This is a genomic window from Rhodococcus sp. BP-261, from assembly GCF_019835205.1.
Lineage (GTDB): Bacteria > Actinomycetota > Actinomycetes > Mycobacteriales > Mycobacteriaceae > Rhodococcoides > Rhodococcoides kyotonensis_B.
The window spans coordinates 46,597-72,568 of record NZ_JABUCO010000016.1; the positions used below are offsets into that span (position 1 = coordinate 46,597).

Annotated in this window: 20 protein-coding genes; 6 read left to right on the forward strand and 14 right to left on the reverse strand. The window is 63.6% G+C overall.

The genetic code is table 11. From position 1 onward, the window contains the following. The first annotated feature begins 1 nt into the window (after position 1). The 3 genes from brxD (at position 2) to HQ354_RS17335 (ending at position 7,136) form a co-directional block, all read left to right on the forward strand. Positions 2–1,270 carry a BREX system ATP-binding protein BrxD gene (gene brxD, locus HQ354_RS17325; RefSeq protein ID WP_222635328.1) on the forward strand — a complete coding sequence of 423 codons (1,269 nt, stop codon included), beginning with the start codon at positions 2–4 and terminating at the stop codon, positions 1,268–1,270. Between the two features lie 107 nt (positions 1,271–1,377). Further along, positions 1,378–5,043 (forward strand): AAA family ATPase, encoded by a 3,666-nt coding sequence (locus HQ354_RS17330; protein ID WP_222635284.1) that lies wholly within the window; start codon positions 1,378–1,380, stop codon positions 5,041–5,043. Between the two features lie 2 nt (positions 5,044–5,045). Beyond that, complete coding sequence (locus HQ354_RS17335) at positions 5,046–7,136, forward strand: DEAD/DEAH box helicase (protein WP_222635327.1); 2,091 nt, start codon at positions 5,046–5,048, stop codon at positions 7,134–7,136. A 77-nt stretch (positions 7,137–7,213) separates the two neighbouring features. Here the strand turns inward: HQ354_RS17335 and HQ354_RS17340 are convergent, their stop codons facing one another. Both HQ354_RS17340 and HQ354_RS17345 read right to left on the reverse strand, forming a co-directional pair. Continuing rightward, the gene (locus HQ354_RS17340; RefSeq protein ID WP_222635283.1) at positions 7,214–7,768 is read right to left on the reverse strand and encodes a recombinase family protein; all 555 of its coding nucleotides are present in this window, start codon (positions 7,766–7,768) and stop codon (positions 7,214–7,216) included. A gap of 243 nt (positions 7,769–8,011) precedes the next feature. Further along, positions 8,012–8,716, reverse strand: coding sequence for a TetR/AcrR family transcriptional regulator (locus HQ354_RS17345; RefSeq protein ID WP_222635282.1), 705 nt, complete (start codon positions 8,714–8,716; stop codon positions 8,012–8,014). 185 nt (positions 8,717–8,901) lie between these two features. Between HQ354_RS17345 and HQ354_RS17350 the strand changes: the two genes are divergently transcribed. Next, entirely contained in the window at positions 8,902–10,395 is a 1,494-nt protein-coding gene (locus HQ354_RS17350; RefSeq protein WP_094722004.1) for an MFS transporter, read from the forward strand. Between the two features lie 15 nt (positions 10,396–10,410). Here HQ354_RS17350 and HQ354_RS17355 read toward each other — a convergent pair whose 3' ends face one another. The 7 genes from HQ354_RS17355 to HQ354_RS17385 all read right to left on the reverse strand — a co-directional run bounded on the left by HQ354_RS17355 (position 10,411) and on the right by HQ354_RS17385 (position 17,143). Then, positions 10,411–10,965: a PaaI family thioesterase gene (locus HQ354_RS17355; protein WP_222635281.1), complete on the reverse strand. Its 555-nt coding sequence runs from the start codon at positions 10,963–10,965 to the stop codon at positions 10,411–10,413. 76 nt (positions 10,966–11,041) lie between these two features. Further along, on the reverse strand, positions 11,042–12,106 hold the full coding sequence (locus tag HQ354_RS17360; RefSeq protein ID WP_094721998.1) for a BtrH N-terminal domain-containing protein: 1,065 nt from the start codon (positions 12,104–12,106) through the stop codon (positions 11,042–11,044). A 46-nt stretch (positions 12,107–12,152) separates the two neighbouring features. After that, positions 12,153–12,989 carry an SDR family oxidoreductase gene (locus tag HQ354_RS17365; protein ID WP_094721997.1) on the reverse strand — a complete coding sequence of 279 codons (837 nt, stop codon included), beginning with the start codon at positions 12,987–12,989 and terminating at the stop codon, positions 12,153–12,155. A 393-nt stretch (positions 12,990–13,382) separates the two neighbouring features. Next, the gene (locus HQ354_RS17370; protein WP_255123010.1) at positions 13,383–14,141 is read right to left on the reverse strand and encodes a transglutaminase family protein; all 759 of its coding nucleotides are present in this window, start codon (positions 14,139–14,141) and stop codon (positions 13,383–13,385) included. 63 nt (positions 14,142–14,204) lie between these two features. After that, positions 14,205–15,413 (reverse strand): NAD(P)/FAD-dependent oxidoreductase, encoded by a 1,209-nt coding sequence (locus HQ354_RS17375; protein WP_094721996.1) that lies wholly within the window; start codon positions 15,411–15,413, stop codon positions 14,205–14,207. After that, positions 15,410–16,798, reverse strand: a complete 1,389-nt coding sequence (locus HQ354_RS17380) for a cytochrome P450 (protein ID WP_094721995.1) — start codon at positions 16,796–16,798, stop codon at positions 15,410–15,412. The genes HQ354_RS17375 and HQ354_RS17380 overlap by 4 nt, the downstream gene beginning before the upstream one ends. Positions 16,799–16,822: 24 nt before the next feature. Further along, complete coding sequence (locus tag HQ354_RS17385; RefSeq protein ID WP_054827572.1) at positions 16,823–17,143, reverse strand: 2Fe-2S iron-sulfur cluster-binding protein; 321 nt, start codon at positions 17,141–17,143, stop codon at positions 16,823–16,825. Between the two features lie 108 nt (positions 17,144–17,251). On the opposite strand from HQ354_RS17385, the gene HQ354_RS17390 reads away from it, so the two are divergent. Next, a complete protein-coding gene (locus HQ354_RS17390; protein ID WP_222635280.1) occupies positions 17,252–18,283 on the forward strand; it encodes an AraC family transcriptional regulator in 1,032 nt (343 codons plus the stop codon). A 135-nt stretch (positions 18,284–18,418) separates the two neighbouring features. Here the strand turns inward: HQ354_RS17390 and HQ354_RS17395 are convergent, their stop codons facing one another. The 5 genes from HQ354_RS17395 to HQ354_RS17415 all read right to left on the reverse strand — a co-directional run bounded on the left by HQ354_RS17395 (position 18,419) and on the right by HQ354_RS17415 (position 24,781). Then, a complete protein-coding gene (locus HQ354_RS17395) occupies positions 18,419–19,522 on the reverse strand; it encodes a recombinase (RefSeq protein ID WP_308115220.1) in 1,104 nt (367 codons plus the stop codon). 8 nt (positions 19,523–19,530) lie between these two features. Further along, entirely contained in the window at positions 19,531–20,700 is a 1,170-nt protein-coding gene (locus tag HQ354_RS17400) for a site-specific integrase (RefSeq protein ID WP_094721994.1), read from the reverse strand. A 193-nt stretch (positions 20,701–20,893) separates the two neighbouring features. Next, the gene (locus tag HQ354_RS17405; protein ID WP_261768873.1) at positions 20,894–22,132 is read right to left on the reverse strand and encodes a TniQ family protein; all 1,239 of its coding nucleotides are present in this window, start codon (positions 22,130–22,132) and stop codon (positions 20,894–20,896) included. Then, on the reverse strand, positions 22,129–23,034 hold the full coding sequence (locus HQ354_RS17410; protein WP_374107346.1) for a TniB family NTP-binding protein: 906 nt from the start codon (positions 23,032–23,034) through the stop codon (positions 22,129–22,131). Before HQ354_RS17410 ends, HQ354_RS17405 begins: the two co-directional genes overlap by 4 nt. A 64-nt stretch (positions 23,035–23,098) precedes the next feature. Beyond that, positions 23,099–24,781, reverse strand: coding sequence for a Mu transposase C-terminal domain-containing protein (locus HQ354_RS17415; protein WP_073513088.1), 1,683 nt, complete (start codon positions 24,779–24,781; stop codon positions 23,099–23,101). Between the two features lie 368 nt (positions 24,782–25,149). Here HQ354_RS17415 and HQ354_RS17420 point away from each other — a divergent pair, with 368 nt between their 5' ends. After that, entirely contained in the window at positions 25,150–25,752 is a 603-nt protein-coding gene (locus tag HQ354_RS17420) for a bifunctional 2-polyprenyl-6-hydroxyphenol methylase/3-demethylubiquinol 3-O-methyltransferase UbiG (RefSeq protein WP_222635278.1), read from the forward strand. Positions 25,753–25,972 lie beyond the last annotated feature (220 nt).

Sequence of the window (25,972 nt, forward strand, 5' to 3'; positions counted from 1 at the left end):
CGTGTCGCCGCGTCGGCGACGGGAGATCCTCGACGCCCTGCGCCGCGGCACCGTGCCGTCCAATGGCCTCGATCAGTTGGCCGTCGGACTGGGCAGATTCGAGACCGAACTCGACGCCGAACTCGCCGCGGTAGCCGGCGGCGGCGCCATGTTCAAGGCGGTGCGCGGCGACTACGGCTCCGGCAAGACGTTCTTCGCCCGCTGGCTCGCCGACCGCGCCACCAAGCAAGGGTTCGCGATCGCCGAGGTCCAGGTCAACGAAATCGACACCCCGCTGCACAAACTCGAGACCGTGTACCGGCGCAGTATCGAATCGCTGCGCACCGCGTCGATCCCACCGAGCGCGCTGCGTCCGATCCTCGACGCCTGGCTATTCACTATCGAGGACGACGCGCAGCAACAGGGCATCGAGGTAGATTCGCTGCTCGAACGACGCCTCGCCGACGTCGCCACCCGGGCACCCGTGTTCCCGATGGCGATCCGCGCCTATCGGCGGATGATCGCCGAGGGCGACAACGACGGAGCTGACGGGCTGGTCGCCTGGCTGGGTGGGCAGCCGCACGTCGCCGCCTCCGTGAAGCGGCGCGCCGGCATCAAGGGCGATCTCGACCACTTCCTCGCCCTCGGGTTCCTGCGCGGCCTGCTCGCCGTGCTGGCCGACGCCGGCAATGCCGGACTACTGCTGGTCCTCGATGAGGTGGAAACCCTGCAGCGGGTGCGCAGAGATGCCCGGGCGAAGGCTCTCAATGCGTTGCGGCAGCTGGTCGACGAGGTACACGACGGGCACTTTCCTGGCCTGTACCTCCTTATCACTGGCACCCCCGCATTCTTCGAGGGCAGGCAGGGGGTGGCGCTCCTGCCGCCGCTGGCCGACCGGCTGCATACCGACTTTTCCCGCGAGCCGCGCTTCGACAATCCCCGCGCTCCGCAGCTGCGGCTCACGGGTTTCGACCTCGACAAGCTCGTCGAGCTCGGCGGACGGGTCCGCGAACTGTTCGTCAGCGGGATCGACGACGCCGATCGTGTTCGCGCCGTCGCCGACGACCAGTTCTTGCGGCGCTTCGCCGACGCGGTGGCAGGCAAGCTCGGTGGTCGCGTCGGCATCGCGCCACGCTTGTTTCTGCGCAAACTTATCGACGTCCTCGACGTGATCGAACTACATCCCGACTTCGACCCGTACACCGACTACGAGGTGTCGATCGCCGCCACCGACTTACTCGACGGGGAACGAGAAGCTGTGTCCGCTGACGACGTCGAACTGGACATTTAGGAGGAACCGTGCCGAGATACGTGCAGCACTTGTCGGTCCGCGTACCGTGGCACGACTCCGGATGGAACGGTACTGTGTGCCGGGCCCCGGAACGTAATTCGGCGTGTGTGCTGCTACCCAGTATCGGCGCCAATCGCGACGACTCCCGCGAAGCGGGCTACGCCGGACTGCCGGTGCATGAGATCAACGGAAAGCTGCCCCCGTGCGTCGAGGAGCGGGCGACCTTTCTCAGCCCGCATGAGGTGACGGTTCACAAGACCCATCCATACCGGTGGAACAAGGCGTTGAAGGGTATCTCCGACGACTGGCTGTCGTTGCCGGCCTGGTCGGTGCATGCGACTCCCTATTACTGGATGATGAGCGCAAACTCTGACGACATCGCCCGCACTGAGCCACTCGAGGGTTATGTCGCCGAGCTCGAAGCCGGCGCGAACGCTGCTCTTGGATTCAACCCGAAGAATCAGACCTGGGTGCTCCACGGCGATAACCAGAAGGCACTGATCGAGACATTCTTCCGCAACGTCACCCCCCAGCAGTCCCTGGTTTTCTTCTATCTACGGCACTCGCCGTTCGAAGACGCCGGCCGACTCCTGATCGGCGCAGCGTCTGTCGATTCTCTTCAGCTTCCTGGCCGCTGGCCGACTGAAAGTCCAACAGACTTCCCGAACCACATGTGGGAAACCACCATTCGGCACACGCTCCGACCCGACGGCGCCGGTGGGATCCTGTTGCCGATGCAGGCCCTGGCAGCGCTCGCCGCGAAGGGTGCAGATGTCTCCAGCGCGCTCGCAGCAGCGCCGCAGAAGGAGCGTGAGTTCTCCTACGTCACCGAGCACGTGGCGGACGACGCAGCTGTAGCCTCCCTGATGGCGCTACGCGCCGCCGCGGACGCTGCGACCGAGCTGGGCTGCGCCGTCCCGCCCGACTCGATCGGCTGGCTCGACGATCAACTGCATACGGCCTGGCGGCGCCGTGGAGTCGCAACCGGGTTGCCCGCGGTGCTCGGTCGGCTCGGCTTCGAGTACCCAACCTACGCGGCCAGGCTGATTACCGCGTCCACCGCGGAGGGGGACGACCCTTGGGACACCCTGACCAGCGGACTTGATGGCAATCCACCGGCAGGGCCGTCGAGTGTGCTGTTCACCGTGACCAGGCAGCGCGTCTGGCGGGCGCTTACCGACGAGGACCGCGCCGCACTGCGATTGCTCGTACGGTTCGACCTGTCCCACGACCAGATCACTGCGGTGCTCGACGGTGAGACGAGCGTGGCGATCGAGTCGGAGGAACTACTCGAGAACCCCTACCATCTGGTGACTTGCACCGTGGACGACGACGACCCGATCGACTTCGACATCGTCGATCGAGGGTGTTTCGGTGCCCCCGAGCTGTTGGCTGCGCATCCCCTTCCGGTAACCGAGCCATTCGACGATCCCGGTGATCCGCGACGAGTCGAGGCGCTCATTGCCTCGGAACTGTCGGTCGCCGCTGGTGAGGGACATACCTTGCTGCCGTTACCCGCGCTACTCGCCCGAGTGGCAGACCGGAATCTTGTACGGCCATTGCCTTTGAGTGCGCAGGTCCTTACTGGGCTGGACTTGCACCCCGAATCGCTCGATGACGATCCAGACAACAACTGGCCGGTCATCGCCAACACTCGCCTTGCTGATGGTAGCGCCGCCTACAAGTTGCGCTCACTGCTCGCAGTGCGTACGACGATCCGGGATCTCACCGGCCAGTTATCCGGTCAGCCCCGGCATCGCGTACCGGATGACCTCGCCACCGCCCTCGACACGATGCTCGGGGATCTCTCAGCGCATGACCCCCATGATCTCGATCAGGAACGCCGTGCCCGCGAGGAGAAGACGGAAGCCCTCGCGGAGATGTATACCAGCCGTTTCACCATTCTCAACGGCCCCGCTGGGACCGGCAAGACCACTCTCGTCAAGGCGCTGGTGCAACGTCCAGAAATCCAGTCCGGCGGTGTACTCCTGCTCGCACCGACCGGGAAAGCACGCGTCCAGCTCGCCAAGAAGGTCGGACACGATGCGGTGACCGTTGCCCAGTTCCTTGCCCGCAGTGACCGATTCGACGGATCGACAGGTCGGTATACGGCGACCAGCGATCCCGCCACCCGGCAGAAATTCGGGCTGGTGGTCGTCGACGAGGCGTCCTTGCTCACCGAGACCATGCTCGCGGCGCTGATCGATGCCCTCCATCCGCCGCAACGCCTGATCCTGGTGGGCGACCCGCGGCAACTTCCGCCGATCGGTGAGGGCAGACCATTCGTGGACCTGGACCGGGCAGCGCGGGCCGCTCACGACGGCGGCTGGCCGGAGGTGGCGCCTGGCTGGGCGGGCCTGACGGTGCTCCGTCGGCAGCAGGGCCGGGTGCGGGACGACCTGATGCTCGCGAAGTGGTTCGCGGGAGACGAGATCCCCGAAGGCTTCGACGAGGTGTGGGAGCGGATGCGGCTGGGCCAACACATGGAATCGCTGCGGTCCGTGCACTGGGCCGGACGTAGCCCGGAGCAGGTTCTCGAAAAAGTCCTCGCCGAGGAACTGGGGGTTCGTTCAGATGACGACGGACGATCCTTCGCCGCCTCCTACGGCGCCACCGTCGCCGAGTACGTCAACTATTACGATGCACCCGGGCACATCGAGGACTGGCAGGTGCTGTCCCCGCTTCGCAACCATGCTGCCGGCACTATTCGGCTCAATCGGCATCTGAAAGAACTCTATCGCGGGTTTGAGCTGCGGCAGGCGCAGAAGTGGGACCGCGATAGGAAGGTCCCCAAACCGCTCGGTCCCGAGCGGATTGTGATGGGAGACAAGGTTGTCAACCTCACCAACCGAAAGTACGCCCAATTTTGGTCCCGAGACGAGGGTGCAGGCCGGGACTATCTCGCCAACGGCGAGATCGGTGTTGTCGTCGGGCAGATCAAGTCGCGCAATATGTCGAAGGCACCATGGCAAACAGACGTCGAGTATTCGAGCCAGCGGGGTCGTCGATTCCGCACCACGATGGAAGGCTCCGAGACCGACGCCCCCGTAGAACTGGCTTGGGCGCTCACGGTGCACAAGTCGCAGGGCTCGGAGTTCGGCCTGGTTATCGTGATGCTGCCGGCCAGTGCCGGACGAGTCTCACGTGAACTGATCTACACCGCGCTGACCCGGCAGACCCGGCGGGTGGTGTTGTGCCACGAGGGCCCCATCGAGGATCTGCTCGAACTGACGCGTGCCACCGGATCGGATACCGGTCGCCGGATGACGGACTTGACGATCGCCCCGGACCCGGTAAGTGTCAGCACTCTCACCCCCGGTGCGCCGAGTACCTTCCTCGACGCGGGACTCGTGCACGTCACTCGCAGTGGAATCCTGGTGCGCAGTAAGAACGAGGTGATTGTCGCCGGTATTCTCGACGACATCGCGCCCGGGTCCTGGATCTACGAGCAGCCGTTGATCGCACCCGACGGTAGTCGGAAGGTGCCGGACTTCACGATCACTACGGCGGACGGTCAAAATGTCTATTGGGAACATCTGGGCAAGCTCGATGTGCCCGAATACGCAGCCGCGTGGGAGCGCAAACGCGCGTGGTACGCGGCGTACGGCATCACGGAGGAGGGTGGTCCCGGTGGCACCCTATTCACTACCGACGACCTCGGTGGTGTCGATATTCCACAGTGGCGCGAACGTGCGGAGTCAGTGATCGGGGAGATGCGTCGTCCTGCGCCCAAACGTGGCGCGGTCAAACGCGCGGCACCGAAGAAGCGGTGAAAGTGCAGGACGACGCGTTCTCGCGCCTGCACCCCGGCGTGCAGTATCACCTGGCGAATACCCTTCGCTGGGATGGTCTGCGCCCCACACAGGCGCAGTCTGTCGGACCGATTCTCGACGGCGACGACACGCTGGTGATCGCGCCGACTGCCGGTGGCAAGACGGAGGCTGCGATCTTCCCGTTGTTGTCGGTGATGGCCACCGAAGAGTGGCAGGGCGTGTCGGTGCTGTACGTGTGTCCGCTCCGGGCTCTGCTGAACAACCTGCAGCCGCGGTTGCACCAATACTGTCAGTGGCTTGGCCGCTCGTCCGCCGTGTGGCACGGCGACGTGGGGCAGTCCGCGCGGAAACGGATACTGCTGGATCGGCCGGACGTTCTGCTGACCACACCCGAGTCGCTCGAGGCGATGCTTGTCTCCACTAAAGTCGATTCGCGCGTGTTGTTCTCCGGTCTCCGCGCCGTGGTTGTCGACGAAATCCACGCCTTTGCCGGGGACGACCGTGGCTGGCATCTGCTGGCCGTGCTGGAACGGCTGTCCCGAGTGGCAGGTCGCGAGGTGCAACGCATCGGTTTGTCCGCCACCGTCGGCAATCCTGAGGAGTTGCTGGGGTGGCTGCAGGGCAGCTTCATCGAACGTACGCGATCGGTCGTGGCCCCGTCTGCGCCCGTTGCGGCGATCGCGCCCGACATCACCGTCGACCACGTCGGCTCGCTCGACAACGCCGCCACCGTCATCGCGGCATTACATCAGGGTGAGAAACGTCTGGTGTTCGTCGACAGCCGTCGCCGCGCCGAGGAACTCGGGTCCGCGCTGCGTGAGCGGGGCGTGCAGACCTTTCTGTCTCACTCCTCGCTGTCGGCCGCCGAGCGACGTCGTTCCGAGGAAGCATTCGCAGATTCGCGCGACACGGTGATCGTCGCGACCTCCACCCTTGAGTTGGGCATCGACGTCGGCGATCTGGACCGGGTCATCCAGATCGGTGCACCGCGCACCGTCGCGTCGTTCCTCCAACGGCTCGGACGAACCGGCCGGCGCTCCGGGACCCTGCGGAACTGCCTGTTCCTGTGCGTCGACGAGGACGCGGTGCTGTCGGCGTTGGGGATGCTGGAGTGCTGGTCGCGCGGATGGGTGGAGCCGGTCACGCCGCCGCCCTCCCCGCGGCATATCGCGGCACAGCAGCTGATGGCGCTGTGTCTGCAGGAGCATCGGATCGGGGTGAATCGCTGGCGGGAGTGGTGGGGTACTCTGCCCGTATTCGACGAGACGGCACCAGATATACTCGAATTCTTCTGCGCTGAAGGGTATTTCGAGCGGGACGGCGACTTTCTACACATCGGGCCCGAGGCGGAACGCCGGTTCGGCCGGCGCTACTTCTCCGACCTGACGGCGGTGTTCAGTGCGCCCCCCGAATTTCTCGTGCTCGCCGGACAAGCCGAGGTCGGAACGGTCGGCACAGACCTACTAATTGAGGAGGTCGAGGGTCCACGGGTACTGCTACTCGGCGGACGATCCTGGAAAGTGACGCACATCGACTGGCAGCGTCGGCGATGCTTCGTGGAACCGGTCGACTCGGGCGGCCGGGCGAAATGGTCGGGGCTCGGTGGCGGTGTGTCGTTCGAGATCGCGCGCGGAATGCGCACGGTGCTGTTGGGTTCCGACCCCGGGGGCGTGACGTTGACTCGACGATCGGTAAACGTGTTGATGGACCTGCGGACATCGTATGCCGACGCGGTGGACGCCGACCGGTTGGTGTTGGCACTGCCGTCCGAGAGCGCGGGACGCTGGTGGACCTGGGCGGGGACGGCAGCCAATCGAAGTCTGCAGGCGTCCCTGCCCGGTCTGGTGGACCCCCGGCAAAGGTTCGACGAGCAATCGCTCCGACTGCTGCCCGGCGTTACGGTGGCCGAGGTTTCGAATGCGCTGGCGTCACCGGAGTGGCGTCCACCGGAGGTAAACCGTAATGCCGTGACCGGCCTGAAGTTCTCCGCCGCTCTGCCGCCTGGGCTCGCGGAATCGACAGTCGCGGAACGGCTTGGCGACCTTGCCCATGCGAAAACCGTCAGTGCGGAGACCCGCATCATCCGGAAATAACGACACGTCTGTGCAAGTCTCGGCATGCCGGGCTTGTGCGTGCACAACATCTGTCGTCATGGGGCAGCTCCTCATGGCTACGGGGCCGAGAGATGCCGGTACAGCGTCGCGCGACCGATCCCCAGAACTGCCGCGATTTCACTCTTCGGGGTCCCAGCCTCGATCATCTGCCGAATGTGACGCGCCTTCGCCGCGTCGATCGCCTTGGGTTGCCCACCAACCCTCCCTCGCGCCCGCGCTGCAGCAAGACCGGCGACCGTCCGCTCCTGGATAATCGCTCTTTCGAATTGCGCTAGTGCACCGAAAATTTGGAAGATCAGCATCCCGCCGGGCGATGAGGTATCGATCGTCTCGGTGAGCGATTTGAACGCCACCCCGCGCGCTTGGAGGTCTTCGACCGTCTCGATCAGATGGCTCAACGATCGCCCGAGCCTGTCCAAGCGCCACACGACGAGAGTATCGCCGGCGCGAAGATGACCTAGTACGTCCAGCAGCTCGGGACGGTCCTTCTTCGCACCGCTCGCTACTTCCTCCCAGACCCTCGAACACCCGGCGGCCGCCAGAGCGTCCCTCTGCAAATCCAGCACCTGATCGGTGCCACTTACCCTCAGATACCCGAATACGGCGCTCACAAGCGATGACTGTCCCAGAAACGTCTGACACCCTCCAGCGGTCACCCGGCAAGGTGAGACGGGTTTCTGAGACACATCACAGTTTGATAACGCACGCTGTCGATGTCAGTTTCAGAAGTCGGCTGCACGATTTCAGAAGTCTCCTGCAACTCTGAGTTCTTTATGCCCACGTTAGGTTGCATCCGATGAGCGCCGCGATCCCTGACTGGTTAGCGCAGTGATGGTGTGGTTTCCCATCAAGCCTTACTGGCCTTCGTTGAACTGCGGGTCTGGCGTCGTGGCCGGCCACGGAAGGCTGTTGTCGCGGGAAGTGCTCGATCCGACACTTGTGGCATGGGCGGCGAGAAAGTTGTCGACGATGCGGATGCAGTCGTCGGTGTGGATGTGACGCAGTCCTGTAAGGCGAGCGAACACTATCGGTCCGAGGAGCTGAATGAGGGCGAAGGTGGTGTCGAGCTCGCCGAGCACAGCGCGGGCGTCAGGGGTCGTCAGGATCTGATCCAGGGACTTGCGGTATTGCTCTATGACACGTGCCCGAAGTGAGACCACCGCGCCAGGATCGAGATCGCGCCGACTGGCGTCGCCGCTGTTGACGGGTCCCATTGCCAGCCACGCCAGCGTGGTCATCTGCACCGGAGCTTGGTCGATGAGGTCGGCTTGGGTGGTGAGCAACGAAATCAGACGTTCGCGTAGCGGACCGGTATCGATATCGGTGTCGACTGGGGGTAGTAGTCGCTCGAAGGTTGCCGCGAGCAGGTCGGTGGTACTTCCGAAGTGTCGGTACAGCGTGGCACGTGCAACCTTCGACATGCGGGTGACCGCCTCCACGGTGACCGCCTCGACACCGCCGGTGGACAGCAGCTGACCGGCAGCTTCGAGTAACCGGTTACGTGAGCGCGCCAGCCGGGGGTCGGCCGGGCCCTCGGTTGCAACGGGAGGGTCGACCATGAACGGGCTCCGCTCCATTTGACTGACAGAATATCTCCTCGCTTGATCATTCTGTCACACCCGCAGAGTTATGATACTAATAGTCTCGTACCGAGACGATCAGTCTCGAACTGGGAGGCTGGCCGTTGAACGAACGTGGATCCGACTCTGTCGGCGTCGCTCGATGGAGCGGTGCCCAGTGGTGGATGTTGATTGTGTCGTGCATGGCGGTCGCGTTGGTGGTGGCCGCAATGGCGGCATTGTATTCAGCGTTGCCACAGATCGCGGTCGCGACAGGGGCGACGCAAGCTCAACTGACCTGGATAGTCGACGGTTATACGTTGGTATTGGCGTGCTTCGTTCTGCCTGCCGGTGCGATCGGTGATCGTTACGGTCGCCGGGGGGTGCTCGTGGCGGGGTTGGCGTTGTTCGCTTTCGCGTCGGCATTGCCCTTGTTTCTTGCTGACCCGGCGTGGCTGATCGCTGCTCGCGCGTTGGCTGGGGCGGGTGCGGCGCTGGTCATGCCCTCGACGCTGTCGATACTGACCGCGGGATTTCCACCGGCGCATCGCGGTCGCGCTGTAGGGGTGTGGGCCGGGGTTGCTGGATCCGGGGCGGTCCTGGGCATCCTCGGGGCTGGAGTGCTGCTCGAGCAGTGGTCGTGGACCTCGGTGTTCGTCGGGTTGACCGTCGCCGGAGCGGTTCTGGCCGGGTTGGCATGCAGTATCGCGGAGTCCCGCCAGCAGGAGCATCCACCGGTCGATTGGGTGGGCGCTGTGACCGTAGTTGTGGCAGTCGGGGCGATCGTCTTCGCTGTGATCGAGGTTCCGGCCCGTGGCTGGTCGGATTCGCTCGTCGCCATCAGCACTGCGGTGGGCTTGTTCGCAGTTGTGGTGTTCGTCGTCGTAGAACTACGTTCCTCGGCACCGCTACTCGATGTCCGGTTGTTCGCCCGCCGTGGTTTCGGTGCCGGCGCGCTGTCTGTCTGTATCCAATTTTTGGTGACCTTCGGGGTGTTCTTGCTGTTGGTGCAGTATCTGCAGTTGATTCTTGGTTATGGACCGCTCACCGCCGCGTTGGCGTTGACCCCTATGGTCGTGCCGCTCATCGTGATCTCGGTGATTGCACCCTGGCTGTCGAACATTGTTGGGCTGCGGGTGATGACCACTGTAGGTCTGCTCACCATCGCGGCGGGACTGGTGATGGTGAGCAGACTGACCGTCGCGGCGACTTACCCTGACCTGCTGTGGCCCCTGCTCATCATGAGCGCGGGTTTGGGGTTGTCTACCGCTCCTGCGACTTTCGCCATCGTCTCGGACACTCCAGAGGCCAAGCACGGGGTGGCTGCCGCGGTCAACGACGCGGCTCGCGAAATCGGTGCCGCGATTGGGATTGCGGTAGCCGGTAGCGTGCTCGCGGCCGGTTACGTTCAGCACATCCAGCCGGCTCTGCCCCAGCTACCCGAGCCAGCCCGTGGTCCGGTGGCCGATTCGCTGGCCGCCGCATTGCAGGTCGCCGACCGCGCAGGACCAGCTGGCCAGCCGCTGGCAGAGTTCGCCAAAGCCGCATTCGTACATGGAAGTGGTCAGGCGACACTGGCGTTGGCGGCCCTGACCGCCGCTGGGGCACTCGTGCTCGCCGTCGTTGCGCCAGGTAGACGCAGCCGAACGACAGCCACCGCGGGTGATGGACGTCGATGAGGTCGGCCAGGGTGTCTATTCTTCGGTGTGATTCGTGTCTGTGGCCCGGAGTTGAGCTCGGGCTTGGGACTGCATGAAGTGTTCGACCTCGACCACCACGAACAGGGCAGTAGCGGTGGCGACCGAGCGGCCCTGCGCATCGTCCATCGTGGCCGTGAGATCCAGTTTGCGCCCATCACGAGACCGAACGGCAGCACGCAACACGTAGGGAGTGCCGAGCAGAACCGGCGCTAGATAGTCGAGCTCGAGACGCCGCGTCACTGCGAGCTCACCCACTGTGTAGAGCAGGAAGCCGAACAGATCGTCGAGAACGGTCGCCACCGCGCCGCCGTGTGCTATCCCGGGTGCCCCGACGTGACGCTGATCGAACACATGGTGAGCCACCACGCCGTTCTCGTCACGCTGGACCGACAGGGCGTGGCCGTGCGGGTTCTCCGGCCCACAACCAAGACAGTCGGGGTGGTGGGGCGGTAAATCAGGCGACTCGGAAGTCGTGCCCCAGAACGAGCGCGCCCAGTTCTCGATAGTGGGGCCGGCCGACCCGCTGACCTCGTCCGGAATTCTCTTCATGGTCGGACCTCTCTGTCGTGAGAAAAACTGTGCCGAGTCTGTCGCGTCTTCGCGCGCCATCGAACGACGGTGGGCATCATCTCGTGATGGCGGACAGCGAGCGTGAAGCAGACTCCAGGGACTCCGCCAGGATCAGCTCGAGTGCAGGCAGTCTGGCAGCCGACACGGCCACCGCAGCTGCGCGTGTTCGTGCATCGAGACCGCGTTGTGTTCCGGCGCGGGCAGTTTCGGTCCAGGCCTGGGCGCAGTGATCGGCGGCCGCCGCGAGGTCTGCGGTAGCGGGATCACCGGTCAGACGTGCAATTTCGGTACAGCCGTCGGCGAGAAGCCGACGAAAGAGCCCGCCGCCGGTTCCGGCCTTTTCGATGAAGACACCGAGACTGAACAGCAGCGTCTCGAGGTCATCGGGCGGAAGGTCGACCCAGCTCCTCACGTCGGTTGCCAGCTGGTCGACCGCGGCCAATCCTTCGGCACCGGCCGCTGGTACGCGGTCGGCTATTCCCGGTGTCGATGGGGAGCGCATGCTGGCGGCGGATCGGGCAAAGGCCGCAGCCGCGGCAGTCGACACGGGCGGCAGTGTCTGCGGCCATGCGATTCGGTACGTGCAGTGACGTGTCGGTTGTGGGAACGAGGTGGAAGATCGCGCCCGAGCCAGCGCATCGAGCGGGATCTCCTGCACGTCGGCCCGATCGTTGTCGACGACCGAGGCAGTCCCCCCGATCTCGTCGTAGCCGATCACCACGATGTCGTGGCGACTCATCTGCAGTTTCACCCGTAAGTAGGGCAGCTCAGCGATATCGGCCCAGACCAGACTGGGTCGTCCCGCATCGATGTCGTCGCGAACCCATGACCATCCCTCACCGGGATCGTCGGTCGTGAGAACCTCGACTTGTCCGCCGAGCCTGCGCGGCAAGTCGATCTCGAAGTCGGCGCCGCGGCCGACCAAGTACATCGGTGGGACCAGGTCGTCCGATCGCAGGTAGGACAAACCGAGATCACCACCCAGTGCGAACACCAACCCCTCGTCGGGTGGTCCGTCCCATCCCAGACCGTGCCAATGGAGAAGGTCTCGCATTGCACCTGACCCGCAGTGCCCTCCCATCCGGTGGGGATAGTTCTCGATCAGAGTCGTGTGGGTCACTGTGACTGCCTTTCGGGTGGGTGGTCGAGCGTGCGTGTCGGCACACTCAGCTGTTCTGGATTCTGTCGAGATACGTTCGGCGAGCATCCATGTCCACGTCCGCGAGGAACACCGAGTCTGTGTTCAGGGCCGCACCCAGTCCGGTCGCCAACCGCCGGGGGACGAATTTCACCGCCGCGACCATTGCGCCTGCGAGACGGGTGACGCGGACGAAGGGGCGTGGATTCTCGATCAGATCTGCTGTCGCGCGGGCGATCTCCTCCGGCTCGGCGTTGCGTAATCCCTTTGCGCCGGCGGTTCCGGCGACGAGTTCGGTGTTGGTGAACGTCGGCCGGACTGTGGACAGTCGAACCCCTGACTTGCGGTACTCCAGTCGTGCGGCCTCTGTGAATCCGATGACTGCGAACTTGGTAGCGCAGTAGGTCGCCAAGCCAGGTACCGCGAGCTCGCCGGCCAATGACGCAGTGTTGATGATGTGTCCGGTGCGGCGCGGCAGCATTCGCTGAAGAGCCAGTTTGGTCCCGAAGATGACACCCAGGACGTTGATCTCGACTTGCCGCCGGGTTACTGCATCGTCCTCTTCGTGGGCGTGGCCGGTAGGCATGATGCCCGCGTTGTTGATCAGGATGTCGAGGGGTCCGAGTTCACGTTCGACCAGGTCCAGAAACGTTGTGAACGAGTCAGGTTCGGTGACGTCGAGTCGGGTGACGATCTTCACTCCGAGTTCGGCGGCGGCCTCCTTCGCACGTGCCTCGTCGATGTCGCCGATGGCGACCCGGTGGCCTCGTCGAATCAACTCCTTCGCTGTCTGATAGCCGATGCCGCGAGCTCCACCGGTGATCGCCACCGTCCTGGCGGGGGTGTGAGGTGCGTTGTTCATCATGCTGCGCTCCTTGCATAGATATGCGACATCGGGATACGCCGTTCGGCCCGCTCTCGCGGTAGCGGCTGCGCACACGGAAGAGGGATATGGGTATCGCGCGGCGTCTCGGCCCTGGGGAGGCGTTCGGATCGGTCGTTGATCGCGCGCAGCCACAACCGGAGCGGAAGAGCGGGTCTCGTCTGTTCGGGTTACTTCCGGTGTCGGCCAGAACACGGCCACGCCGACGAGAGAGTCATGTGGCACAGCTCTGCCAGCAGGTATCGGCTCACCCAATTCGAAGGTGTCCGAGGTAGTCCGAGTGTTCACGACCGGCGGTTGTCGCGGAGAGGGCTCCGATCGATCGGCAGTCGGCCGCGATACGGGGTTCAGGGTGTATTTTCTCCCCGCTTGGGTTCATCGAGACTCCCGCGGCGGGTTTCGATCCCCGGAGTTTCGTACGGCCGGGTGCGGTGATCGGGTGCGGCCGGTGAACACATCATCGAGTGGGTGAGCGCCCGTGAAGATCGTGGGGCCGTAGGCGTGCCGGAGCACCGTCAAGATCGCGTCCAAGGGTAGGTCGTCGAAGACTCCTCGCTCGCGGACATACTCCATGTGCTGAGCTCCGTCTGCGGTGAAGGCATGCATGAGAGCATCGCGATCGCCGTCGAATTCCACGGGCGGCACGCCGAAACGAGCGCACAACTCGACATTGAATGCCGGCGTGGCCTTCAACCACCGGCCCTCGATGTAGAGGCGACTGTAGCCGTGGTAGACGAACAGGTCGGTGCCGCCCATCAGCGCGCGCAACGCCTCGGTCTGCAGGTGATTTCGGACGTCGGCGAAGCCGAGCAGTGCCGGGATACCCGCCGCCCGGCATACTGCGGTCAAGAGCACCGCTTTCGGGACGCAGTATGCGCGCCCGGTCTCGAGGACGAAGCTCGCTCGGTAGTGGGCCGGATCGTCCGACACGGTGTACGGGTCGTACCAGATCTTGTCGCGGACGGCGGCGAAGAGGCGTTTGGCCTTGTCACGGTCGCTGCTCGCATCCCCGATTGCCGCGGCGGTGAACTCCCGCACGGATTCGTGCTCGATGTCGAGGAAGTCAGTTGCTCCCAGGTACGCGTGTGGTGGCTGCTTCGTATGTGCCCCGGGCGGGCGGTCTGTCAAGGTCATCGCTGATGTTTCCTTCTGTGAGCAAACCGGTTGCTGTTGTGTGCACAACGACCGAAGGATCGGTCAGTTGCGCGCGAGTCCGCCGAGCATCAGGTCTTCGCGTTGGACGGGGAGTCGCTGGGCGATCACCCGTTTGCTGTACATGAACTCGCGCGGGCGACCTATGCAGTCGGCGGCAATGAGCTCACCGGCCTGGAGATAGAAGCAACTGAAGTCACTGTCGCGGGTGGGGTCACCGCTGAGAACCACTTCGTCGTATCCGGTGTTGAGGCCGGCGATCTGCAGCTTGAAGTGATACTGATCTGACCAGAACCACGGCAACGCTTCGATTTTCCTGGACTTCCCGCAGACGGTCGAGGCAGCGACTTTGGCCTGCTCTCCTGCGCTCGAGACGGACTCCAACCGTAGTCGACGGCCGTAACGGGCCATGTCGTGGCTCGCGCAGTCCCCCGCCGCCATGATGTCGGGGTCGCTGGTCCGAGTGTGATCGTCGATCACGATGCCGTTGTCGATGGCAAGACCCGCATCGGCGGCGAGGTCGGTGTTCGGCTCGACGCCGACACCGACGATGACCAGATCTGCGGGGATCGATTCTCCGCTGGCCAAGCTGACTTCACGAACCTCACGGTCACCGGACAGGCCTTCGACCATGGCGTTCGTTCTGATGTCGACACCCTGCTCGCGATGTATCCGCTCGAAGAACGTCGATACCTCGGGAGCAGTGACCCGCTCGAGGACACGCGCAGTTGCCTCGAGGACTGTGACCTGTACGCCCAGTGCGCGCAGCGATGCCGCTGTCTCGAGTCCGATATAGCCGCCTCCGACGATCACCACCCGCCGACCAGGGCCGGTGGCCATACGGATCCTCTCGACGTCCGCTGCGGTGCGCAGGTAGTACACCCCGTGGAGATCGGCCCCGGGAACGGTGAGCCGACGAGGGCGGGCTCCCGTGCACAGCGCGAGCTTGTCGTAGGCCAGCTTCTCCCCGGTGTCGAGAACGACGTTGCCGTCCGATCGAGCGATGGCCTCCACCTGCGCGTTCAAGAGCTGAATACCTTGCTTGGAGTAGAAGTCCGTGCTGCGAATGGCGATGTCGTCGAGTACGCATTTGCCCGCCAGGTATGCCTTCGACAGCGGGGGGCGTTGATAGGGAGTGGCAGACTCGTTACCGATGAGGACGATGTCGCCTGTCCAACCTTCTTGGCGCAAACTTGCTGCCAGTTGTGCCCCAGCATGGCTTGCGCCGACGATGATCGCCCGTTGCGATGTCATGCGCTGGAAGTAGGCGTCAGGCGCACCATCATCTTGCTGATGCCCCGGACGAAATTCGACTGAACGTACTCGGGGTCGCCGACAACCTCGATGTTCTCGAAGCGGGGAAGCAACTCCTCCCACAGAATCCGCAGCTGCATTTCGGCCAGTCGATTGCCCATACACCGGTGTACACCGAATCCGAACGCGATGTGATTGCGCGCATTGGCGCGATCGATGATGAAATCATCAGGATTCTCGAAAACGCGTTCGTCGCGGTTACCCGAGGCGTACCACATCACCAGTTTGTCGCCCTTGCGGATGAACTGTCCGTTCAGAACGGTGTCGGCTTTGGCGATTCGGCGCATGTACGCCAAGGGTGTTTGCCATCGGATGATTTCCGAATTCATGTTGGGGATCAAATCGGGATTGGCCTTCAATTTCTCGAACTGGTCGGGGAATTGATTCAACGCAAGAACGCCACCGCTCATCGAGTTTCGCGTCGTGTCGTTGCCACCGACGATCAGCAGTACGAGGTTGCCCAGAAATTCCATCGGACGATCGATCAGATCCTTGGTGTCCTCGTTGCTCTGCAACATGGTGATCAGATCGAAACCGGACTCTTCCCCTGCAGACCTCCTGGCTGCCTTGTCATGCCAGAGAGCGCTGAGACCACGGGCCATGTCACGCATGCCCTCGAACACCTCGTCGTTGTCCGAGGGCCCACCGTTGGCTTGCTCCATCGAGGTCGCCAGATCAGACCAGTACACGAGTTTGCGGCGCTGCTCGTAGGGGAAATCCAGAAGAGTTGCGAGCATCCGAGCTGTCAACTCGATCGAGACATTCTGCACCCAGTCGAACGGCTCGTCCAAGGGGAGGTCGTCCAGTACCTCCCGTACGCGCGATCGGATCAGTCCCTCCATCTCCCGGAGGTTCTTCGGTGCGACGACCCCCTGGACGGCAGCGCGCTGCTTGTCGTGGCGTGGTGGGTCCATCGCGATGAACATCTCGATATCGAGAAACCGGGGCGGGACGCCGATGACGATGAACGGTTCGGCCGAGAACACAGCGTGGTTCTTGTCGACGGCCACGATATCGGCGTGGCGCGTGACCGACCAGAACGGGCCGAACGGACTGTTGGGTTGGTAGTGAACCGGGGCCTCGTTACGCACGCGCTCGAAGTACGACTGCCACCGCCCCTGTCTGTAGAGAAAGGGGTTACTGAGGTCGATGTCGGCGAGCTCGACATCCTCGACCGGTGGGATGGGACTTTCGACGAAGATCTTCTTGCCATTCGTTCCAGTCACCCATCGTCGGGTCTTGTCGTAGAGATGAGCGCCCTGGATCTGCAGGCCTATCGGGATGGTCGACTGGACCTTGTCGGTGATCGACTCAGAAACTTTCATGCTGTCGTGCCTGCCTTTCGCACATCACAGTTGGAATTCGGGTGTTCGAACGATCAGGCCATCCCACGCTTCCGAGGCCACCATCTGGCACGACAACCGAGAAGTGGGTTCACGCTCGGGGTTCATCGCCAGCATCTCCTCCTCGTCGGCGCCGGACAGACCCACCTCTGTTGACCACTGCGGGTCGACGATCACATGGCAGGTGCCACAGGCCGTTTCCCCTCCACAGTCTCCATCGATCCCCGGCACAGCATTGTCGGTTGCAATCTGCATCAGCGATCGACCTTCGACCAGAGCCGCCTCGTGCTTCTCACCATCGTGGGCGACGAAAGTTACAGCTGCCATGTCAACTCCTCGTTTCCGGCGTGATTGAGGAAAGTGTCGTCGCGAACGCGGGTGACGGCTATGTTCGGTGGAGTCATAAACTTGTGAATTCGGGTCAAAGGGGTCACCGTGAAGCTGAGCGATGAGGGTGTGCCGCCGCTTGCGTTCGTGCAGTTGCTCGAACGCCGCGCACTCGACCCGGACGCCGCCGCGCGGCTTCGTGCGATCATGCACCGCGAAGGAACCAGTGAAGCGACGCTCATTCAGCATGACGTTCAGGCACCGATACGGTGGTTTCGGGAGGTCTACCCCGAACTCGATATCGCCCAGGCCACTCGACTCGGATTTGCGTTTGCCGAGCAGGCCCAGTTGACATCGTTCGGGCCTCTGAGTTCACCGTTGATCAGTGCTGGTTCGGTCGCCGAGATCGTCGATCTCCTGACATACCTGCCATTGATCTCCACGGCGTTGAAGTCGCAGTTCCATACTGGCGACTACGGTCTGATCGTCGGGCTCACTGCGCATACAGGCGATTCCGCACTGGACTGCTTGGTCATCACCTACGGTGGGTCGGCGTTACTACGACTGCTGGACATGCTCGCCGGTGACATATCGCCGGTGACACTCCATCTGAGCTGGCCGGAGCCGGCCGAGGTGGTGAGCCACGACGAAGGTCCGGGGTCGAATCGCCGATTCTTCGACGCTCCGATTTCCTTCGTCCACGTACCCGAGGACACCCTCAACAAGGCTTGTCGGTTCTCGGACCCTCTCGCATATCGACTCGCTATCGCTGATCTGCAGCGAACACTCGCCCAGCGAAGTGGGTCCATGTCATCTACGGAGAAGGTGAGGCAACTGTTGGAGAAGGACCTCGGACAGCGAACCAACCGTGATGTTGCACAAGCATTGTCGATGTCGAGCAGCACGTTGAAACGGCGGCTTGCCGAAGAAGGAACCACCTACAGCAAGGTGCGCCAATCGCTGCTGTACGAGCACGCGATGCTACGGCTCCTCGACCGATCGGTTTCGGTCAGCGAGATCGCTACTGAACTCGGATACAGCGACCTCGCCAACTTCTCTCACGCCTTCAAACGCTGGACCGGACGCTCTCCGAAAGATTTCCGAAACCCGCCACTCTCGGACGACGCGGATTCGACGTAGACCACACAGACGGGGTCAGATCGATGCCTCGTTCGTTCGCGGCCTGGTCGATCTTCATCTCGGAGATGTCGGAGACGTCACCGCCTCCCTGCCGCGAGAAGAAGAGTGTGTGCAAACCCGAGTACCAACCACTTGTCACTCGACGGTGTCGGCCGGTACGCGTGCGGTCTCCGATTCGAGAAAGTCGACGAGTGCTTCCAACAGGCTGTCCGCGCGGGTTTCGACATCGGCGAGGACGGAGTCCACGTCGTCGAGAAGACCGTGGGCGTGTCTACGCGCAAGCGTTCCGCGTTCGTAGTAGCCGGGGTCGAGTAGGACCCGCGGTACTGGATCCGGTGCCGTGCTCTGCTCCGGCTGTTGTGACCGCGCAGTGGGCTGCAGGTGGGTGGGCGCACGTCCGTCCAGGTGCATTCGCACGATGCCGGCGACCGCACGGGACGTGAGCGGGGTCGCAGTCAACGGGGTGTGGCCCCACCGGTCGATAGGAGTCGACAGCGGCTGTCGATCGGTCGAATCGACGTACCGGTCGTATCCTCCGATTCCGGTGCCGCTAACGGCATCGAGAGCGTCGGCGAGCATTCGGGTGCTCGGATACCGCGTGTGATGGCCGAGCACCTCCAACCAGCGTTGGTACACCATCCGCGGCGAGATACCCGTCCCCGTCAGTGCGAGGGAGGTGAGGATATGAACGCCGCGGCCTGTGTCGATACGAAGGGCGTCGATCCTCGGATCGGCGGTGACGTCGCAGTGCCGTAGGGCCGCGATCTGGGTGTACGGCAGACCGGTCGAAGCGAAGATCAGGACAAGGGCATCTCGCCGCGCGAACAGTGCTGACGGCCAACCGGATTCGGGGAGACGCGCGATGATGCCGCCGATCACGACCGCCAGCTCGTGCAGGCGCGACGTGCGGGCCCCATCCAGTGCAGCCCGGACAGCCTCCGCGCGACCCGGAGGGGGTAACAGGTGCCGGGAATGGGCGGCGTCGATCACCGCGATCCGGCGGCGTTGGGTCGTCGGCGCGGCGGGGTGCGCGTGGAGGAACCGAGCAAGTGACTCCGGAGAGGCCGCCAGTGGTGGTTCGTCATGGGCGGTGCACCAGTCCTCGAACAGAGACCACGTGTGCCGATCACGCTTCGGCACCGCCGCGTTCGCGATATCCGCTGGCCGTATCGAACCGGCGCGGTCATCGTGGTCAGCATCTGCCTCGGTCGCCCCGTCACCGCTCACAGATGCAGTCACGCGCCCGGTCATAGACCGAGTTCGGTGACGGCGTTGCCGACCAGAGGTGCGTGCTCGCGGGCATATGTTTCGACCATTGCGGGTATGGTGTGCCCGGTCTGGCGCATGATCGTGTGTGCATCGGCACCGTTGCGAAAGGCTTGCGTGACGAATCCTGCACGCAGCGAGTGCCCGCCGAGTTGGGCGACGGTGTCGGGGTCGTATCCAGCTCGAGTAGCTCGTCGACGGATCGCCGCATGTACCGCAGCTCCGGACAGCGGCGTATCGGAGATGTTTCCGTTCTTACGAACAGATCGAAACACTGGCGATCGTCTGTCGGCCGTAGGTAGAGTTCCCCGGCAGACGTGAGAGTCGAATTCTGTTGCGCGAGAGAGCAGTCGGATGACGGCGACTCTGCCGCCGGTGTCGAACGCGGCGACGATCTGCAGCCATCGCACCCATGCACAGACCGGGCAGGATTCGTGGCGGCCGGTGAACGGTAATGCCTTCACTGCTCCGGCACCGTCCTGGTCTGTCTTCGATTTGCGGATACGTACGTGCGCGCCGTCGAGACGGTCGCGGCGGACATCGCGGCATTCGAGAGCGACGAGTTCACCCCGCCGAAACGCGCCGGTGTAGCCCATCAGCAGCAGCGCGGTGTCACGCCGTTCGAGGACCTCCGACGCCCACCCGATCGAACTGCGACGCGCGTGGTCGACGATCGTGGTGATGTCGGAAGTCAACAGAGGCGCACGCGGATTGCGGGGTCGCTCCCCCGCCGACGCGTAATCCCGTCGGATACCGGCAACGGTGGCACGCACCATCTCGTGGCCGCACGGGTTGTCGTGGCCAGTAGCGCGGTGACTATCGGCGATCGCGGCGACCCATTTACCGAACGTCGACGGTGCATATGCCCGCGTTCCCTCGACTGTGAGTGTGTCGGCCGCTCCAACGAGATAGGCAGCCACCGTCGCAGGGTGCGCCGGCAACGCGTGGTGCCCGGCGACGGCACACCAGGTCTCGAAGCGTCGCCACGCCGAGGTGTAGGCGCGGCGGGTCCCCGCGGAGCGTGACGCGGCCATCGATCGCTCGATCCGAGCCGCAACCTCGGGCGGCAAATCCGGAAACACCGCCGCAGTACCGCCCGGCAAGACAGCTGGAATCGCGGCCGAGCCGCCGGTGAGCTGGCGTTCTGTCATGGGCAGAACTGTATCGGGCAACTCCGACACAGTTTTCGGATTCAAAACACGCTCACCTGGCGATTCATCGAAGATGGTGCGGGAAGGAAAATTCTCGTGGGTCACCGCACACAAACCGTGGGTGACTACAGGGTGCGATCGAATTCCGCCTGAAAGCGCAGAGAAACGTGTGGCGATTGCGATCTAGCGCGCTTCAGTCCCAGTCCAGTCGAATACCGAGCTCGACGAAGGCATAGGCCAGCTCATCGACGTCATCTTCGGTGCGGCACCCCGTTCGAGCGAATCCGAACAAAGATCGGGCGGCATCGCTGTCGACGCGGGCGGCGGCGACAGCGGCATCGATCGCCGCAATCACACCGTCCCAAGCGCTGCGGGCGGGTACCGGACTGCGAGACCTCGTCGGAGCGGCCCCCGGATCGACCGGCTCGTACCGTCGCGGCCGCAGCAAGCAGGCATCAGCACCGCTCGCGGCTATCTCATCGTTCTCGACCGCATTGATCGCGGTCGCGGCTGCAAACAAAACCTTCGCTTGCTCGTCCCACCGCAGTTGCTCGAACGGAACCCACGATGTCCGCAGCGGGCGAGAATGGCCGGTGGACTTCCAGATCGCGCTCAGTGGCTTCGCCCACCATCCGGTGCGGACCAGCGGTGTCGATACCTCGTCGACGACGGTACGCAGCAGCCTGAACCACACTCCGGCATGAACACGGCCTCCGCCGAGCTCGACCGACCCGCACGTCAACGCGGCGGCGGTGCGTCTGTCGATTTCTGCGACGACTGCCGGTACGGGTATCGGTGGTGCGTGTTCGTCCGAGCCTGGCGGTGTCCTGTCCCAAAAGACCAGTCGGCCGGGTATGACAGCACAGAATTCGAGCCGGCAGAGGTGTTTCGTGCAGCTGGTCAGCATCGGGTACTGATGAGCCATCATGACCGCGATGTCGGCGTCTGTGTCGAGGTCGTCGATACACAAGGGGCATGCCCGCGTATCGAGCTTGCTCACCCAGGGAAGCCACGTGCCGGCGGGCGGTGCGCGTCGACGTCGATCTGACCTTGCCAGACCCGCCGGTAGTAGGACAGAGAACTGATGGACGTAGGTGTCGAAGTCGCATCCGCCGGGGTCGGTGCTGTCGAGCAGCCAGGGCGTACAACCCGCCAACGTCATCTCACGCAGCCGTTCCGCTGTGCAGGTGCTCCTCTGGGCAAGCGCGGATAGCACCGGTTCGGGTGTGTAGCGGTCGAGGTCCACGCCCGAAGTGTCGACACCGAGCCCGTCGAGAAGATCCGCTGTACCGATCAACGAATACAGTCTGCTAGTCCGGGCAAGCCACGACATCAGAGTCTCACCAGGTAATGGTTGCGGGTGCAGCGGCCACCGCGGATGCCCACTGTGGTCGAACGCTGTAGGCGCTGGCGAGGCATCGGCTGATGTCATGCCAGATGCCGTTCGAAGTGGCGACGGCGTTCGGTGGGCCCGGAGTAGGCAGTCTGCGTCAGCACCTGCGAGGTGATCGCTTCCTCGCCAGCCTCTATTGCGGTCACTGCGGCCGCGGTCAACAGCGTGGCCAGTTCGCCGATGGTGCCCTCACACCGGGTGAGGAGGTAATCGGTCATCTCCGCCGACGTCAGGTGCGAGGGCGCACGCAACGGGAAGCTGGCGGTGAAGCTCGCCAGCAGGGAGCAGGTGTCGATGTCGTTGGTCCAGATCGGCAGCGTCATGGGGTGAAAACGGTTCTCCAACTGTGCGTCACTACGGATCGCGAGGTACGCCTCTCGGGTGCCCACTCCGACAAGAGGAATCCGCAGTTCGTTGCCTAGAAACCGCAACAGGTTCAGGAATTCTCGGCGCACGTTGTCGCGGCCGGCGAGAACATTGTGGAGCTCGTCGATGATCAGCATCCGAACCCCGGTCGCTCGCAGCAGCAAGATTGCTTGCCGTTCGAGTTCGTGGACTCGGCTCCGCGGGCGGATCGGCGTTCCGAGTGCAGCAAGCATCGCCAGGTAGAACCGTGCGGGTGCTGGGTCTGGAGGCATCTGCATACACAACACCGGTATCTGCTCGCGATCGGGCAAGCTGACAGCAGGGTGCGCACGCCGGAACTTCTCGATGATCATCGACTTGCCGTTGTTCGTCGGTCCGATCAGAAGCACGTTCGGCATTCGTTGCCGATCCGGCCACACCAGCAACGTCTCAAGATCCTCGATCACCGACCGTGCACGCGGATACCCGATCCACCGTTCAGTACGAATATGCCTGATGCGTTGCGCGGCAGGAAGAACCGCAATCGATCTGACCGAACTTCGCAGGTGGGTGAGGTCCGCACGAACGACGTCGATGTCTTCGCAACTACGGTCGTCATCGTCGCCGGCGGGAGCGTTTCGGGGGTCGTGGTTCATCCATTCACCACTCTTCGATGTCGTCGAAGATCGGAACCGGCACGTCGTCGGTGCCTGGGCCGAGCTCGGGCGGGCTCTGCGTGTCCGGTGGTGTGGTGATGCTGCTCAGATGAGAACGGCGAGTGCGATTACGGCGGGCCCGCTTGGTGTCCCTCTGTGCGGACGTGGCTATCTGACGCATCTGCTCGATCATCGCGAACAGAGCGTGTTCGTCGATACTTGCTCGGCCTTGTTCTCGAAGGCGCACCACCGCTGCCCGGTGTTCCCACGCTGTCACGGCCGGATGTGACATCGTCCGGTATGGCACCTCGACGTACCCGCCGCCGCTGTCGGGGTCCAGGACCCACACCCTGCTCAGATCACGTGGATCACGCCGGATAACGAACTGACCCAACTTCTCCCGCCTGGCGATCCATGGTTTCAGCGCGTTCGAGAAGTACTGGATGTGGTCGATGACGAACCCTGTCCGGGTCAGTCGGCGCCGGATGACGGGGAGGAAGTCCACTAAGAATGCGGTCTCATCCACCACTGTCGAGCTCGCCAGAGCGGTATCGGCGTCGGTGCTGCTGGTCCACTGCGCAGCCGGGCTCCGGCTCAGGCCGGTGTGCACGTCCGCGTGATAGGCCGCGATCGCCAAAATCAGCCAGCGTTCCAGTTCTCGTAACGTCAGAGCTGCCGCGCCCTCCGAGTCGTAGCTGCCCCGCTGCGTTGGATTCGAGAACGTGGTGCCAGGGAGCTCGTGAACCTGGGTCATGACGGTGCCGATGATGCGTTCGACAATCCCGCCGTATTGCGGCCTGCCGGGTGGGCGGTAGCCGAGGTCGATACCGTGTTGCTCGCAACCCCGCCGTAGCGCTTCACTTTTGAACTCGGCGGCGTTGTCGACGTACAAGGCGCGCGGCTTTCCGGCCATCGGCCACCGCACATCCGCGCCGAGCCCCAGAGCGTCGATCCATACGCTTTTGTCCGAGCACACCCGGCCCAGACACAACCCGACCGACACTGCGGACGGCGAGTCGAGTGTGACCACGAAGCCCGGCACGCAGCGGCTGAAGACATCGATAGCAATCGTGAGATAAGGACGTCCGATCGGCACCCGGTCGTATTCGTCGACGATCATCAGATCGACCACGGTGTGATCGATCTGGACTTGCTGGAGAACCGCCGTCACCGGCGGCGGGACATCGCCAGCGGATTGCCGCGATCGAGCGGCATCCGGTCCGCCACGTGACCGTGCGACGCGGCCCGGGTGCATTGCTGCGATCCGCGCGGCGACTGTGTTGCGGGCTGGAATAGGGAGTCCCGCACGGTGACAGGCCAGCGCGATATGTCGATGCAGTGCGGCGACACTGAGCTTCTGGCGAGCCAGAAACTCGCGGTTGATGTGCTCGGCGATCACTTCTTCCACCTCGGCCGGCACGCGGGAACGGCCGCGCCCGCCTGCAGGAGCGGAGACCAACAGATCTGTGACCGACCCTCCCCCATTCCGGAGCTTGGACAACAGCACGTACACACGCCGGGGCGAGACCCCCAACTGCTGTGCTGCATCCTCGACCACTGCGGTGCCGATCGAGGATCGATCCGCTAGTTCGCTGAGCACTGCGAACCGTGACCGTGCCTGCTCCCACTGCTCGGCCGACGCGGTCAGCACACCAGTCTCTGCGACGTCGAACTTGTCCGCGTCCATCGCAGCCTCCGAACGCCAGGCCTGTGTGATCGACCGATTGTGCAGTCCACTTCTGCAGTCAGAATGTCAGAAGACGACTGCAATCGGAGGTAAAACCCCAGGAAATTATGACGCCCACTTCTGAAACTGACAGTCGATTCGGCGGCAGGACACCTACCGAGCAGCCTTCGGACGGCTACGGCCGATGCGTGGCCGGCTACACCCCGATTTCGACCGGTGTCTCATCTGCGGCCGTCTCAGTAACGTTCGTTTTCGGGGCATTGCAATGCGAACGCGAAGACGCGCCTTTCGCCAGTATTCGACGTGTTCGCAGCGGGGTACTCCGTCCATCTGTTGCACCTGGCCGGTTCGGTGGGCACGGTGAAAAGATGACCGACCCTGTGCGACGGTGGAATCACAACATCCACTATCACCGCCGAGTGCTCGACGCAGTGCCCCAGGGAGCGCGCACAGCCCTCGACGTCGGGACCGGCGACGGCCTCCTTGCCGCCGAACTTTCCAACGTGATCCCTGCGGTCACCGCCATCGACCTCGATCACACCGTCCTCGAACGTGCCCGCACCGAGGAGCCACGCGTGAAATGGGTGCACGGCGACGTCATGACCTTCCCGTTCGCCGAGACAACGTTCGACGTTGTCGCCTCGATCGCGACCGTCCACCACCTACCCGATACGAATCAGGCTCTGCAACGACTTGCCGAGCTCACCTCGCCGGGTGGCGTCTTGATCGTGGTGGGAGTCGCCAAGTCATCAAGGCCCACAGACCTCCTGCATTCCATCCTCGGGCTCGCACAACACCACTTCTACTCGCGGCGATACGGCGTGTGGGAGCACACCGCGCCGACGGTATGGCCTCCTCGACACACATACACACAGGTCCGCTCCACTGCGAAAACGATTCTCCCCGGGATGATCTGGACACAACTGCCCCTGTGGCGATACGCCCTGACCTGGACCAAACCACACCCCTGACTGTCCTGCTAGGACTACCTTGCGGCCGAACAACGCAGTTTTCTGCGCCAATGGCGGTCGGTGTCTCACCGTCGACTGTCCCGACAACGGTCATTACTGAGGCACCGCACGTCCCCGCGCGCCCGCAAAATCCGCGGGTCTATCACCGGGGACATGTCGACCCGGGCCTTATTAGGAGCCTTACACTCAGCTCGGACGGTTGTCGGTCTGGGAGACTGAA